The 11,823-nt window shown below is 69.8% G+C and carries 13 protein-coding genes; 10 read left to right on the forward strand and 3 right to left on the reverse strand.

Going from position 1 to position 11,823, the window contains the following annotated elements; genetic code table 11:
- Nucleotides 1-194 precede the first annotated feature (194 nt).
- Nucleotides 195-2,600: an immune inhibitor A domain-containing protein gene (locus AC6CKD_RS11935; RefSeq protein ID WP_498327077.1), complete on the forward strand. Its 2,406-nt coding sequence runs from the start codon at nucleotides 195-197 to the stop codon at nucleotides 2,598-2,600.
- Nucleotides 2,601-2,711: 111 nt separating this feature from the next.
- Entirely contained in the window at nucleotides 2,712-3,092 is a 381-nt protein-coding gene (locus AC6CKD_RS11940) for a hypothetical protein (RefSeq protein ID WP_498327079.1), read from the forward strand.
- 115 nt (nucleotides 3,093-3,207) lie between these two features.
- Here AC6CKD_RS11940 and AC6CKD_RS11945 read toward each other — a convergent pair whose 3' ends face one another.
- Complete coding sequence (locus AC6CKD_RS11945; protein WP_498327080.1) at nucleotides 3,208-3,807, reverse strand: isochorismatase family protein; 600 nt, start codon at nucleotides 3,805-3,807, stop codon at nucleotides 3,208-3,210.
- A gap of 293 nt (nucleotides 3,808-4,100) precedes the next feature.
- The gene (locus AC6CKD_RS11950) at nucleotides 4,101-5,429 is read right to left on the reverse strand and encodes a nicotinate phosphoribosyltransferase (protein WP_498327081.1); all 1,329 of its coding nucleotides are present in this window, start codon (nucleotides 5,427-5,429) and stop codon (nucleotides 4,101-4,103) included.
- Between the two features lie 81 nt (nucleotides 5,430-5,510).
- Here AC6CKD_RS11950 and clpS point away from each other — a divergent pair, with 81 nt between their 5' ends.
- The 7 genes from clpS (at nucleotide 5,511) to AC6CKD_RS11985 (ending at nucleotide 10,328) form a co-directional block, all read left to right on the forward strand.
- On the forward strand, nucleotides 5,511-5,825 hold the full coding sequence (clpS, locus tag AC6CKD_RS11955; protein WP_243337276.1) for an ATP-dependent Clp protease adapter ClpS: 315 nt from the start codon (nucleotides 5,511-5,513) through the stop codon (nucleotides 5,823-5,825).
- Nucleotides 5,825-6,439, forward strand: coding sequence for a DUF2017 domain-containing protein (locus AC6CKD_RS11960; protein WP_498327082.1), 615 nt, complete (start codon nucleotides 5,825-5,827; stop codon nucleotides 6,437-6,439). Before clpS ends, AC6CKD_RS11960 begins: the two co-directional genes overlap by 1 nt.
- 358 nt (nucleotides 6,440-6,797) lie before the next feature.
- Nucleotides 6,798-8,219: an amino acid permease gene (locus AC6CKD_RS11965; RefSeq protein ID WP_498327083.1), complete on the forward strand. Its 1,422-nt coding sequence runs from the start codon at nucleotides 6,798-6,800 to the stop codon at nucleotides 8,217-8,219.
- 155 nt (nucleotides 8,220-8,374) lie between these two features.
- Nucleotides 8,375-8,797, forward strand: a complete 423-nt coding sequence (locus tag AC6CKD_RS11970) for a M67 family metallopeptidase (protein ID WP_498327084.1) — start codon at nucleotides 8,375-8,377, stop codon at nucleotides 8,795-8,797.
- 99 nt (nucleotides 8,798-8,896) lie between these two features.
- Nucleotides 8,897-9,004, forward strand: coding sequence for a putative leader peptide (locus tag AC6CKD_RS11975; protein ID WP_311736929.1), 108 nt, complete (start codon nucleotides 8,897-8,899; stop codon nucleotides 9,002-9,004).
- Between the two features lie 86 nt (nucleotides 9,005-9,090).
- Nucleotides 9,091-9,378 carry a MoaD/ThiS family protein gene (locus AC6CKD_RS11980; protein ID WP_254383264.1) on the forward strand — a complete coding sequence of 96 codons (288 nt, stop codon included), beginning with the start codon at nucleotides 9,091-9,093 and terminating at the stop codon, nucleotides 9,376-9,378.
- Entirely contained in the window at nucleotides 9,378-10,328 is a 951-nt protein-coding gene (locus tag AC6CKD_RS11985) for a PLP-dependent cysteine synthase family protein (RefSeq protein ID WP_403715167.1), read from the forward strand. The genes AC6CKD_RS11980 and AC6CKD_RS11985 overlap by 1 nt, the downstream gene beginning before the upstream one ends.
- Before the next feature lie 120 nt (nucleotides 10,329-10,448).
- Here AC6CKD_RS11985 and AC6CKD_RS11990 read toward each other — a convergent pair whose 3' ends face one another.
- Complete coding sequence (locus AC6CKD_RS11990) at nucleotides 10,449-10,853, reverse strand: hypothetical protein (RefSeq protein WP_498327085.1); 405 nt, start codon at nucleotides 10,851-10,853, stop codon at nucleotides 10,449-10,451.
- A gap of 213 nt (nucleotides 10,854-11,066) precedes the next feature.
- Between AC6CKD_RS11990 and AC6CKD_RS11995 the strand changes: the two genes are divergently transcribed.
- Nucleotides 11,067-11,819, forward strand: coding sequence for an MBL fold metallo-hydrolase (locus AC6CKD_RS11995; protein ID WP_498327086.1), 753 nt, complete (start codon nucleotides 11,067-11,069; stop codon nucleotides 11,817-11,819).
- Nucleotides 11,820-11,823: the final 4 nt, after the last annotated feature.

Below are 11,823 nucleotides of genomic sequence, written 5' to 3' on the forward strand. Positions count from 1 at the left end.
TTATGGCCGCGGAACGTCCGAATAGCGGAACTCGGTGACCGCATAGTGCAGTTGTAAGGAACAAGTCAAGGTCTGTCTTTTCTTGCGACTCTCCGGTCAAATGTCGTCACTTGAGACGCGCGCCGCACGGAACCCCCCACTCCTCCGGAGAAGTTCCGCACCACTTCGCGGCCGCGGGAGGGGAACGACATCAAGTGACCAGCAACTCGGCCAGAAGACGAGCGCTGCGCGCCGCCGCAATCGGCGTGACCCTGGCAGCGACGGCGGCCACCGGCGCCGCCTTCACGATGGCCCAGGCGGACCCGGGTGCGAAGGTGTCCGCCGCGGACCGCCAGGACCCGACCGCTCTTTCCAAGGAGAAGGTCGACCACGACCTCGAAGGACCGTTCAGCAAGCAGCAGGAGCAGGCCAGGAAGGCCGCCCTGGAGCAGGTGATGAGCGGCAAGAAGGACGTCGAGCAGCGGGGCGCCTCCAAGGTCGTCAAGCTCGACGAGAAGAAGTACGTCGAGCTCGGCCGCGAGAAGACCGACAAGATCTTCACGATCCTCGTCGACTTCGGCGACCAGGTGGACAACACCACCATGTTCGACCCGGACGGTCCCGGCCCCAAGCCGGCCGTGCCCAAGTACGGCGGCACCCCGGGTCCGCTGCACAACCAGATCGCCCAGCCCGACCGTGCGACGAACAACAGCACGGCCTGGCGCAAGGACTTCAACCGCGCGTACTTCCAGGACCTGTACTTCGGTACCGGCGCCGGCAAGAACTCGCTGAAGACCTACTACGAGAAGACCTCCTCGGGCCGGTACTCGGTCGAGGGCGAGGTCGCCGACTGGGTCAAGGTCCCGTACAACGAGGCCCGTTACGGCTCGAACTACTGCGGCCAGTCCAACTGCTCCAACGTCTGGGACACGGTCAAGGACGGCGTGACCGCCTGGGTCGAGGGTCAGAAGAAGGCCGGCAAGACCGACGCCCAGATCAAGGCGCAGATGGCCCAGTACGACCTCTGGGACCGCTACGACTTCGACGGCGACGGCAACTTCAACGAGTCCGACGGCTACATCGACCACTTCCAGATCGTCCACGCGGGCGAGGACGAGTCGGCCGGCGGCGGCGTGCAGGGCCCCGACGCCCTGTGGGCGCACCGCTGGTACGCCTACGGCACGCAGGCGGGCAAGACCGGCCCGGAGAACAACAAGGCCGGCGGCGCCCAGATCGGCGAGACCGGCATCTGGGTCGGCGACTACACGATGCAGCCCGAGAACGGCGGCCTCGGCGTCTTCGCGCACGAGTACGGCCACGACCTCGGCCTCCCCGACCTCTACGACACCTCCGGTGGCGGCGAGAACTCGGTCGGCTTCTGGTCCCTGATGTCCGCGGGCTCCTGGCTCGGCACGGGCAAGGACTCCATAGGCGACCTCCCGGGCGACATGACCGCCTGGGACAAGTTCCAGCTGGGCTGGCTGAACTACGACACGGCCAAGGCCGCGACGAAGTCCACCCACAAGCTGGGCGTCTCCGCGTACAACACGAAGGACAAGCAGGCGCTCCTCGTCGAGCTGCCGAAGAAGAAGGTCACGACCGACATCGTCGCTCCCGCCGAGGGTTCCTCGCAGTGGTGGAGCAACATGGGTGACGACCTCAAGAACACCCTCACCCGCTCGGTCGACCTGACCGGCAAGTCCTCCGCGGCCCTGTCCCTCAAGGGCTGGTGGGACATCGAGGCGGAGTACGACTACCTGTACACCGAGGTCTCCACCGACGGTGGCGCCACCTGGACCCCGCTCGCCGGCACCGCCGACGGCGTGGCCATCCCGGTCGACGCCTCCAACAGCCCGTCGCTCACCGGCGTCTCGGAGACCTGGAAGAGCCTGAACTACTCGCTGAACGCCTACGCGGGCAAGAAGGTCGACCTCCGCTTCCGCTACCAGACGGACGGCGGCGCGGGCGGCAAGGGCTTCACGGGCGACGCGCTCAGCATCACGGCGGACGGCGCCACGCTGTTCACCGACGGTGCCGAGGCCGGCGACAACGGCTGGACCGGCAAGGGCTTCTCCCGCGTCGGCAGCGGCTTCACCAAGGAGTACGACCAGTACTACCTGGCCGAGAACCGCCGCTACGTCTCGTACGACAAGACCCTCAAGGTCGGTCCGTACAACTTCGGCTTCGCCAACACGAAGCCGAACTGGGTCGAGCACTACGCCTACCAGGACGGCCTCCTGATCTGGCAGTGGGACACCTCCCAGAAGGACAACAACACCAGCCAGCACCCCGGCTCCGGTCTGATCCTGCCGATCGACGCCAACGCCAAGCCGATGAAGTGGTCGGACGGCACCCTGCTGCGGAACAAGATCCAGCCGTACGACGCCGCCTTCAGCGCGTACAAGACGGACGCCATCACCCTGCACAAGAACGGTGAGGAACTGTTCCTGAAGCCGAAGGCCGCGCAGCTGGTCTTCGACGACCACAAGGGCAAGTACTACTACGACGAGAACCCGACCGGCTCGGTGAAGGTCACTGACACCAACACCAAGATCAAGATCCTGAAGGAGACCTACGACGGTCTCGTCATGACGGTCGAGGTCGGCCCCTCCGTTAAGTAATTCAGCAAAACCGCAGGTCAAAGCATGATCGGCCGTCGCCCTCTAGCGGGCGGCGGCCGATCGCGTTTAGATGCGTGGGCTGAGTTTCTTATTGACGGGGGAGATGAAGACATGCCCGGTGGAGGTTTCGTCCGATTGCCAGGCGGCAGCGTGGTCGTCGCGCTCACGCTGCCCAGACCGTCCGTGGAAGGTGCCGTCGAGGTCGGTATCGCGGGCATCGGAGGCGGTATCGAGCCCGCCGTCGACGGCGGCGTCGACGGTGGCGTCGACGGTGGGAACGTCCGCGTGCTGGTGCACGCGGTGAACCGGGCCCGCGCCCTGACCAGGCTGCGGAACCTCGGACTGCGCGCCGTCTACCTGCGCGGCAACGCCCAGCCGCCCACGCCGGACGAGATCACCGCCGTCCTGCACCACCCCGACGGCCTGCTCTGGCGCTGTGCGCCGGACCGGGCGGCCGAGCTGTGGCACCCGATCAGGGCCCTGCTGGGGTGAGGGCGCGGGGCTGAGCCGCCCCGGTGGCGCCCGCAGGGCCCCGCCCTGCCGGCGCCCCCGCCAGAGGCCCGCAGGCGCCCCGCAGGCGCCTCCGGGCGCCCCCGGTGCCCGGCGGTCAGCCGGCCACCACGGGGGTTCCGCTCAGCTCCACCCCGGCTTCCCGGAGCTCGGCCAGCGCACGGGTCGTGGTGTGCGGGGCCACTCCGGCCGTCAGGTCCAGCAGCACGTGGGTGCGGAACCCCGCGCGGGCCGCGTCCAGGGCGGTGGCCTTGACGCAGTGGTCGGTGGCGATGCCGACCACGTCGACCTCGGTGACCTGCCGGTCGCGCAGCCACTCCGTGAGCCCGAGCCCGTTCTCGTCCGCGCCCTCGAAACCGCTGTACGCGGCCTCGTACGCACCCTTGTCGAAGACGGCGGCCACGGCCCCCGAGGCGACGGCGGGCGCGAAGTTCGGGTGGAAGCCCACGCCCTCGGTCCCGGCGACGCAGTGCACCGGCCAGGACGTCTCGTAGTCCGGCTGGGCCGGGGGGTGCGCGAAGTGGGATCCGGGGTCGACGTGGTGGTCGCGGGTGGCGACGACGTGCCGGTACCCGGCGGTCGCCTGGCCGATGAGCTCGGTGATGGCGGCGGCGACGTCGGCTCCGCCGGTGACCGCGAGGCTGCCGCCCTCGCAGAAGTCGTTCTGTACGTCGACGACGATCAGTGCGCGGTGCATGTCCGGTGCCCTTCGGCTTGGTGTGTGGTGGGCGGGGACCCTGCGGGGGCTCTTCCCCCGCCCCGCCCCTTCCCGAAACGGGGGCGAGCCCCCGGCCCCTCCGGGCGCCGCGCGCCCGCGCCTCGAACGCCGGCGGGGCTGATGTCGCCCTGCGGGCGATCCGGCCGCGCGTCGCGTCGGACGTCAGGCGAATCCGGCCTCGCCGGCGTTCGAGGCGCGGGGTCCGGAGCGGGGCCCCGGGGGCCCCAGCGGCCCCGGCTGTGCCGGGCTCGCGACCCGCCCCGCCTGCGGGGCTACGCGTACTCCGTCGGGATCACGGCCTCGCCGCGCGAGAGCTGTGTGGCGGAGAGCGGGAGGCCCGTCAGGGTCTGGCGGTGACGGTCGCGGACCGTCTCCAGGGACTCGCGGGCCACGACCTCGCCGCCCTTGACCAGCTCCACCAGGAGCTGCTTGTCCGCCAGCGCCGCCGGCACCGGCCCGGTCCCGAGGACCTCCGCCTCCGCGACCCCGTCCGCGTCGACCCGCCGGGCCGCCCACTTGCGCCCCCCGACGGAGGTCTTGCCGCCCGAGGACTTCTTCGCCACCGACACCAGCGGCGCCTTCGGGTCGGCCGAGGCCGCCCGCGCCACCAGCTTGTAGACCATCGAGCACGTCGGGTGCCCGCTGCCCGTCACCAGCTGGGTGCCGACCCCGTACGCGTCCACGGGGGCGGCCGCCAGCGAGGCGATCGCGTACTCGTCCAGGTCCGAGGTCACCACGATCTTCGTCGCGGTCGCCCCCAGCTCGTCGAGCTGCTGCCGCACCCGGTGCGCGACCAGCAGCAGGTCCCCGGAGTCGATCCGGACGGCGCCGAGGCCCGTTCCGGCGACCTCCACGGCCGTGCGGACCGCCTCCGCCACGTCGTAGGTGTCCACCAGCAGCGTGGTTCCGCTGCCCAGCGAGGCGACCTGGGCGGTGAAGGCGTCCCGCTCGCTGTCGTGCAGCAGGGTGAAGGCGTGCGCGCTCGTACCGACCGTCGGGATCCCGTACCGGAATCCGGCCGCCAGGTCCGAGGTCGAGGTGAAACCGCCGACGTACGCGGCCCGCGCCGAGGCGACGGCCGCCAGCTCGTGGGTGCGCCGGGCGCCCATCTCGATCAGCGGGCGGCCGCCGGCGGCCGAGGCCATCCGTGAGGCGGCCGCGGCGATCGCGGAGTCGTGGTTGAGGATCGACAGGATCACGGTCTCCAGCAGCACGCACTCGGCGAAGCTGCCCTCGACGCGCAGGACGGGCGAGCCGGGGAAGTAGACCTCGCCCTCCGGGTAGCCCCAGATGTCGCCGGAGAAGCGGTACGAGGCGAGCCAGTCGAGGGTGCGGCCGTCGATGACGTCCCGCTCGCGCAGGAACTCCAGTACGGCGCCGTCGAAGCGGAAGTTCTCCACCGCGTCGAGCACCCGGCCGGTCCCCGCGATCACCCCGTAGCGGCGGCCCTCGGGGAGCCGCCGGGTGAACACCTCGAAGACCGAGCGGCGGTCGGCCGTGCCGTTGGCCAGCGCGGCTTGCAACATCGTGAGCTCGTAATGGTCCGTGAAGAGCGCTGTCGACGGCACGTCCACCGGCAGGCCCAGGTCCGCAGGGTTCATGCGACGGATGCTAGCGCACATCTCGTCAAAGTGACGAGATGTAGGGGCCTGTTTGTGCGACGGGCCCCCGTCAGTGGCAGCATGGGACAAGTGAGTGTTGCTCCCATTGAGATCGAACGCACCGAATCGGCCGAAGAGACCTTCGCGGTCCCGGAACCCGACGTCCCGTGGGTGACCCTGGTGCACAACGACCCGGTCAACCTCATGAGCTACGTGACGTACGTGTTCCAGGCCTACTTCGGCTATTCCAAGGACAAGGCGAACAAGCTGATGATGGACGTCCACCACAAGGGTCGGGCGGTCGTCTCCAGCGGCAGCCGCGAGGAGATGGAACGGGACGTGCAGGCCATGCACGGCTACGGCCTCTGGGCGACCATGTCCCAGGACCGCAACTGATGGGCGGCGTGTTCGAGCCGCTGAAGGGCGGCGGGGCCGCCATCGCGCTGGACGAGATCGAGATCTCGATCCTGCGCTCCCTGGCCGTGCAGCTCCTGGAGCTCATCGGCCCCGGCGAGCCGGAGCCCGATCCGGACGACGACCCGCTGGCCGCGCTCTTCGCCGCCTCCGACGGCCCGACCGAGCCCCCCTCGGACCCGGCCCTGGCCCGGCTCTTCCCCGACGCCTACGGCGGCCCGGAGACCGGACCGGGCGCGGACACGGAGGAGCTGAGGGCCCATTCGGCCGAATTCCGCCGCTTCACCGAGAACGACCTGCGCACCCGCAAGCGGGAGGACGCGCTGGCCGTCGTACGGAGCCTGGACGGGCTGAGCCCGGCCGGCGACGGCGCGGGGGTCCTGGAGGTCGAAGGGGAGCTGCGGCTGCGCTGGCTGGGCGCCCTGAACGACCTGCGGCTCACCATCGCGGCCCGCCTCGACATCACGGAGGACGACGAGAGCGCCGTGCTGTTCCGGCTGCCGGACGACGATCCGCGCAAGCCGATGGTGATGGCGTACCTCTGGCTCGGCGGTCTCCAGGAGACCCTCATCGAGACGCTCGCCGACACCCTCTGAGGGGGCGCTCCGCGGAACCCTCTGACCCCGCCATTCTGTGAGGGGCCTCAAGCCCGTCCGCCGTTCGCTCAGCGGGCGCTCAAATCCGGATAACGATCAGATCACCACGATGTGGTGATCTGATCCATTTCAGGATCTCTGTCCTGATTTTTTTATGCCCCGCGTCACATTTTCTTCCCTCATGCACCCATAAGCACGTGATAGATCTTCACGACGCCGACGGGGCGCCACCCATGCCCCCCGGCCTGCTTGAACCGGCTGACCGCCGGCGTGCAACTCCATCCGTATCCGGGGGGATCGAGGACCCGATCCGCTGCCAGCCATGGCGCGGATCGGCGTGGAGAAAGGCGCACCAGACATGACCTCCGTACAGGTCGACGAGCAGCAGCACGACACCACCGAGGGCGGCGGCTACCACCGCGCACTCGGCGCCCGCCAGATCCAGATGATCGCGATCGGCGGCGCCATCGGCACCGGCCTCTTCCTGGGAGCGGGCAAGGCCATCTCCAAGGCCGGCCCCAGCCTGATCCTGGCCTACGCCATCGCGGGCCTGGTCATCTTCTTCATCATGCGGGCCCTGGGCGAACTGCTCATGTACCGCCCGGTGTCCGGCTCCTTCTCGGACTACGCCCGGGAGTTCCTCGGCCCCTTCTGGGGTTACGTGACCGGCTGGACCTACTGGCTCTTCTGGGTGGTCACCGGCATCACCGAAGTCACCGCCGCCGCGCAGTACATGTCGTACTGGACCCACGACAGCTTCCCGCAATGGGCGTACGCGCTGATCTTCACCGTCATCCTCTACGGCGCCAACCTGATCTCCGTGAAGCTCTTCGGCGAGCTGGAGTTCTGGTTCTCCATGGTCAAGGTCACCGCCATCGTCGGCATGATCCTGATCTGCGCCGGCATCCTCACCATCGGCTTCTCCGACGCCGCGGACACCGCCACCGTCTCCAACCTCTGGAACGACGGCGGCTTCTTCCCCAAGGGCATCGGCGGCACGCTGATGACCCTGCAGATCGTCATGTTCGCCTTCCTCGCCGTCGAGCTGGTCGGCGTCACCGCCGGCGAGTCCAAGGACCCCGAGAAGACCCTGCCCAAGGCCATCAACACCGTGCCGTGGCGCATCGCCGTCTTCTACGTCGGCGCGCTGATCATGATCCTGTCGGTCGTCCCGTGGCACGAGTTCCAGCCCGGCGTCAGCCCCTTCGTCGCCGCCTTCGAGAAGATGGGCCTCGGCGTCGGCGCCGCGATCGTCAACTTCGTCGTCCTCACCGCGGCCCTTTCCTCCTGCAACTCGGGCATGTACTCCACCGGCCGCATGCTGCGCGACCTCGCCCTCAACGGCCAGGGCCCGAAGTTCTTCACCCGGCTCACCAAGAACGGCACCCCGCTGATCGGCACCAGCTTCTCCGCCGCGCTGATGCTCGTGGGCGTCTGGATCAACTACGTCGCCCCCGGCAAGGCCTTCGAGTACGTGGTCTCCTTCGCCACCATCTCCGGCATGTGGGCCTGGATCATGATCCTCGTCTGCCAGATCCGCTACCGGTCCCTCTCCGACCGCGGCGACCTCCCGAAGTCGCCGTTCCGCGCCCCCGGCGCCCCCTTCACGAGCTACTTCGCCCTGGCCTTCATCGGCATGGTCATCGTGATGATGGGCATCGACGAGAGCGCCCGCGTCTCGCTCTACTGCGCCCCGCTGTGGGGCCTGCTGCTGGGCGTCTCGTACCTGGTGATGAAGTCCCGCGACCCGCGCGGCGCCGCCTTCACCAAGGCCTCGTAGAACCTCCGCGCACCGCGGGTCCCGGCCGCCTGTCACCGCCGGGACCCGCGCAGCCGACCGGCACGAGCCCCTGGAACAGGGGAGCGTGTCCATCATCCGGGCCCTCCCGTACCACCCCTCGGTACGGGAGGGCCCGTCTGCTTATCCTGTCGCTCATGCTGACCATCACCCAGGCCCTGTACGACCAGATCGTCGCGCACGCCCGCCAGGACCACCCCGACGAGGCCTGCGGCGTGGTGGCCGGCCCGGCCGGCGCGGACCGCCCGGAGCGGTTCGTACCCATGCTGAACGCGGCCCGCTCGCCCACGTTCTACGAGTTCGACTCGAAGGACCTGCTGAAGCTCTACCGCGAGCTGGACGACCGGGACGAGGACCCCGTCATCGTCTACCACTCGCACACCGCGACCGAGGCCTACCCCTCGCGCACGGACGTCACGTACGCGAACGAGCCCGGCGCGCACTACGTGCTGGTCTCCACGGCGGACAAGGACGGCCTCGGGGACTTCCAGTTCCGGTCGTACCGGATCGTCGAAGGCGTGATCACCGAGGAAGAAGTGCAGGTCGTAGCGGCCTACTGAGGCGCCGACACCGCACTACTTCTCAGTATGTGAGCGATATCCGTCCACGATGCGGAATCACACTCCAAACCGCGGACCGGGAATCGTTAACATGACCGCATGGTTTCCCACGACGTGAGCATCGAGACGCCCGGCAGGCTGCTGCTCGTGGCGCGGCTGCACGTCGACCTGTGCCGCCTCGCCAGCGCCATCTGTCCTGCCGCCTGAGCCCCGCCGGCCCCCGCGCGGGGCCGCGTGCTCACGCCCGCTCCGCTTCGCCCGCCTTCCCTTCACCATCCTGACTGGAGCCCGCCATGGCCATCGAGGTCCGCATCCCCACCATCCTCCGCACCTACACCAACGGCGAGAAGGCCGTCACGGGCGCGGGTGCGACGCTCTCCGAGCTGTTCTCCGACCTGGAGACCCGCCACAAGGGCATCCAGGAGCGCATCATCGACGAGGCCAAGGGCGGCGAGCTGCGCCGCTTCGTCAACGTCTACCTCAACGACGAGGACGTCCGCTTCCTCGACGGCATCTCCACCGCGCTCAAGGACGGCGACAACGTCACCATCCTCCCGGCCGTAGCCGGCGGATCGAAGTAATGCGCTACGACTCCCCCCTGGCCGCGGTCGGCAACACGCCGCTGGTACGCCTGCCCCGGCTCTCGCCCTCGGACGACGTCCGCATCTGGGCGAAGCTGGAGGACCGCAACCCGACCGGCTCGATCAAGGACCGCCCCGCGCTCCACATGGTCGAGCAGGCCGAGAAGGACGGCCGGCTGTACCCCGGCTGCACGATCCTGGAGCCCACCTCGGGCAACACGGGCATCTCCCTCGCCATGGCCGCGAAGCTCAAGGGCTACAAGATCGTGTGCGTCATGCCGGAGAACACCTCCCAGGAGCGGCGCGACCTGCTGGCCATGTGGGGAGCCGAGATCATCCCGTCGCCGGCGGCGGGCGGCTCGAACACGGCCGTCCGCGTCGCGAAGGAACTGGCCGCGCAGAACCCCTCCTGGGTGATGCTCTACCAGTACGGCAACCCGGACAACGCGGGCGCCCACTACGCCACGACGGGCCCGGAGATCCTCACGGACCTCCCCTCGATCACCCACTTCGTGGCGGGCCTCGGCACCACCGGCACCCTGATGGGCGTCGGCCGCTACCTGCGCGAGCACGTCCCGGGCATCAAGATCGTGGCGGCGGAACCGCGCTACGACGACCTCGTCTACGGCCTGCGCAACCTCGACGAGGGATTCGTCCCCGAGCTGTACGACGCCTCGGTCCTGACGACCCGCTTCTCGGTCGGCTCGGCGGACGCGGTCACCCGCACCCGCGAGCTGCTCCAGCAGGAAGGCATCTTCGCCGGCGTCTCCACGGGCGCGGCCCTGCACGCGGCGATCGGCGTCGGCCGCAAGGCGGTCGCGGCGGGCGAGTCGGCCGACATCGTCTTCGTCGTGGCCGACGGCGGCTGGAAGTACCTCTCCACGGGCGTCTACACGGCGGCCACCACGGAAGAGGCCATCGAAGTCCTCCAGGGCCAACTCTGGGCGTAGCCCGAACGGCGGGGCTGGACACGTCCAGCCCCGCCCGCGCGTGAGGGCGCAGCCCGCGCATCGGCGCGAGGTCCGTGCACCGGCGCGAGGTCCGCGCGGCGGTGCCCGGCCGGGTCCGCGTCAGGAAGGCGGCCCCCCGAGCCCCTTCACCTCGTCCCACACCGCCGGATCCACCGTCCCCAGCAGCCGCGCCCGGGCGAACTCCCACACGGACACCTCCACGACCCGGTCCGCCTCCAGGAACCCGCCCCGCGCCCCCACCACCCCCGGCGGCAGCGGAATCACCCCGGCGCGCCGGTCGTCGTACTTCCCCGTGATCCGCGCGATCCGCGCCCGGTGGCCCCGTACGCCCAGCACCAGGCAGGGCCGTCCGTCCTCCAGGGACCACAGCTCACCGGCCTTCGGCCGCGGCAGCGGTCCCGGTCCGTGCGGCGGATCCGCGGGCCGCCGTACCCGCCGGGGGAGGAGCACCAGCAGGATCACGACCACCACCGCGGCGACCGCCGGCCACCAGGACGTGTCCATACTCCGACCGTAGCCCCGCCCGCCGCCCCCGGCACGGCAGCGGCCCGCCGAACGGCAACCCGAGTCCACCCCGTCGCTCCCCCGGGTGACAGCTCAGGTGATTCGCCCCACAACGGCCCGCCGCGGAGGAGCGACCGGGCGTTTCGCGCCTTACGCTCGACCCACGCACGGCCCGCATTCCGTCCACGGACCGTCCACGGAGGTTCACGCTCCATGAAGCTCACCGTCGTCGGCTGTTCGGGCTCGTTCCCGTCCGCGGAATCAGCCTGTTCGAGCTACCTCGTCGAGGCCGACGGCTTCCGGCTGCTCCTCGACATGGGCAACGGCTCCCTCGGCGAGCTCCAGCGCCACATCGGGCTCTACGATCTCGACGCGATCTTCCTCAGCCACCTGCACGCCGATCACTGCATCGACATGTGCGCGTACTTCGTCGCCCGCTTCTACCGCCACGAGGGCGGCCGCTGCGGCACCATCCCCGTCTACGGCCCCGAAGGCACCGAGAAGCGGCTGTCCACCGCCTACGAGGACGTCCCCGACGAGCGCTCCATGAGCGAGGTCTTCGACTTCCGCACCCTGAAGTCCGGCACCTTCGAGATCGGCCCGTTCCAGGTCCGCACCGAGAAGGTCTGCCACCCCGTCGAGTCCTACGGGATCCGCGTCGAGCACGGCGGCCGCGCGCTGACGTACTCCGGCGACACCGGCGCCTGCCCCGAGCTGGGCCTGCTCGCCGAGGACACCGACCTCTTCCTGTGCGAGGCCTCCTTCACGCACGGCAAGGAGGACATCCCGGACCTCCACCTCAACGGGCGCGAGGCCGGCGAGTTCGCCCGCGGCGGCCGGGCCGGCCGGCTCGTCCTGACCCACATCCCGCCGTGGACGGACGCCGAACGCAACCTGGCCGACGCCCGCGCGGTCTACGACGGCCCGGTGGAGCTGGCGTACACGGGCGCGGTGTACGAGGTCTGAGACC

Source organism: Streptomyces sp. GQ60 (assembly GCF_059758875.1).

What these genes read in the sequence shown, in the direction of transcription:
- AC6CKD_RS11940 (WP_498327079.1), top strand. Translation starts at nt 2,712, where the DNA reads ATGCCCGGTGGAGGTTTCGTCCGATTGCCAGGCGGCAGCGTGGTCGTC.
- AC6CKD_RS11945 (WP_498327080.1), bottom strand. Translation starts at nt 3,807, where the DNA reads ATGCACCGCGCACTGATCGTCGTCGACGTACAGAACGACTTCTGCGAG.
- AC6CKD_RS11950 (WP_498327081.1), bottom strand. Translation starts at nt 5,429, where the DNA reads ATGAACCCTGCGGACCTGGGCCTGCCGGTGGACGTGCCGTCGACAGCG.
- clpS (WP_243337276.1), top strand. Translation starts at nt 5,511, where the DNA reads ATGGGACAAGTGAGTGTTGCTCCCATTGAGATCGAACGCACCGAATCG.
- AC6CKD_RS11960 (WP_498327082.1), top strand. Translation starts at nt 5,825, where the DNA reads ATGGGCGGCGTGTTCGAGCCGCTGAAGGGCGGCGGGGCCGCCATCGCG.
- AC6CKD_RS11965 (WP_498327083.1), top strand. Translation starts at nt 6,798, where the DNA reads ATGACCTCCGTACAGGTCGACGAGCAGCAGCACGACACCACCGAGGGC.
- AC6CKD_RS11970 (WP_498327084.1), top strand. Translation starts at nt 8,375, where the DNA reads ATGCTGACCATCACCCAGGCCCTGTACGACCAGATCGTCGCGCACGCC.
- AC6CKD_RS11975 (WP_311736929.1), top strand. Translation starts at nt 8,897, where the DNA reads ATGGTTTCCCACGACGTGAGCATCGAGACGCCCGGCAGGCTGCTGCTC.
- AC6CKD_RS11980 (WP_254383264.1), top strand. Translation starts at nt 9,091, where the DNA reads ATGGCCATCGAGGTCCGCATCCCCACCATCCTCCGCACCTACACCAAC.
- AC6CKD_RS11985 (WP_403715167.1), top strand. Translation starts at nt 9,378, where the DNA reads ATGCGCTACGACTCCCCCCTGGCCGCGGTCGGCAACACGCCGCTGGTA.
- AC6CKD_RS11990 (WP_498327085.1), bottom strand. Translation starts at nt 10,853, where the DNA reads ATGGACACGTCCTGGTGGCCGGCGGTCGCCGCGGTGGTGGTCGTGATC.
- AC6CKD_RS11995 (WP_498327086.1), top strand. Translation starts at nt 11,067, where the DNA reads ATGAAGCTCACCGTCGTCGGCTGTTCGGGCTCGTTCCCGTCCGCGGAA.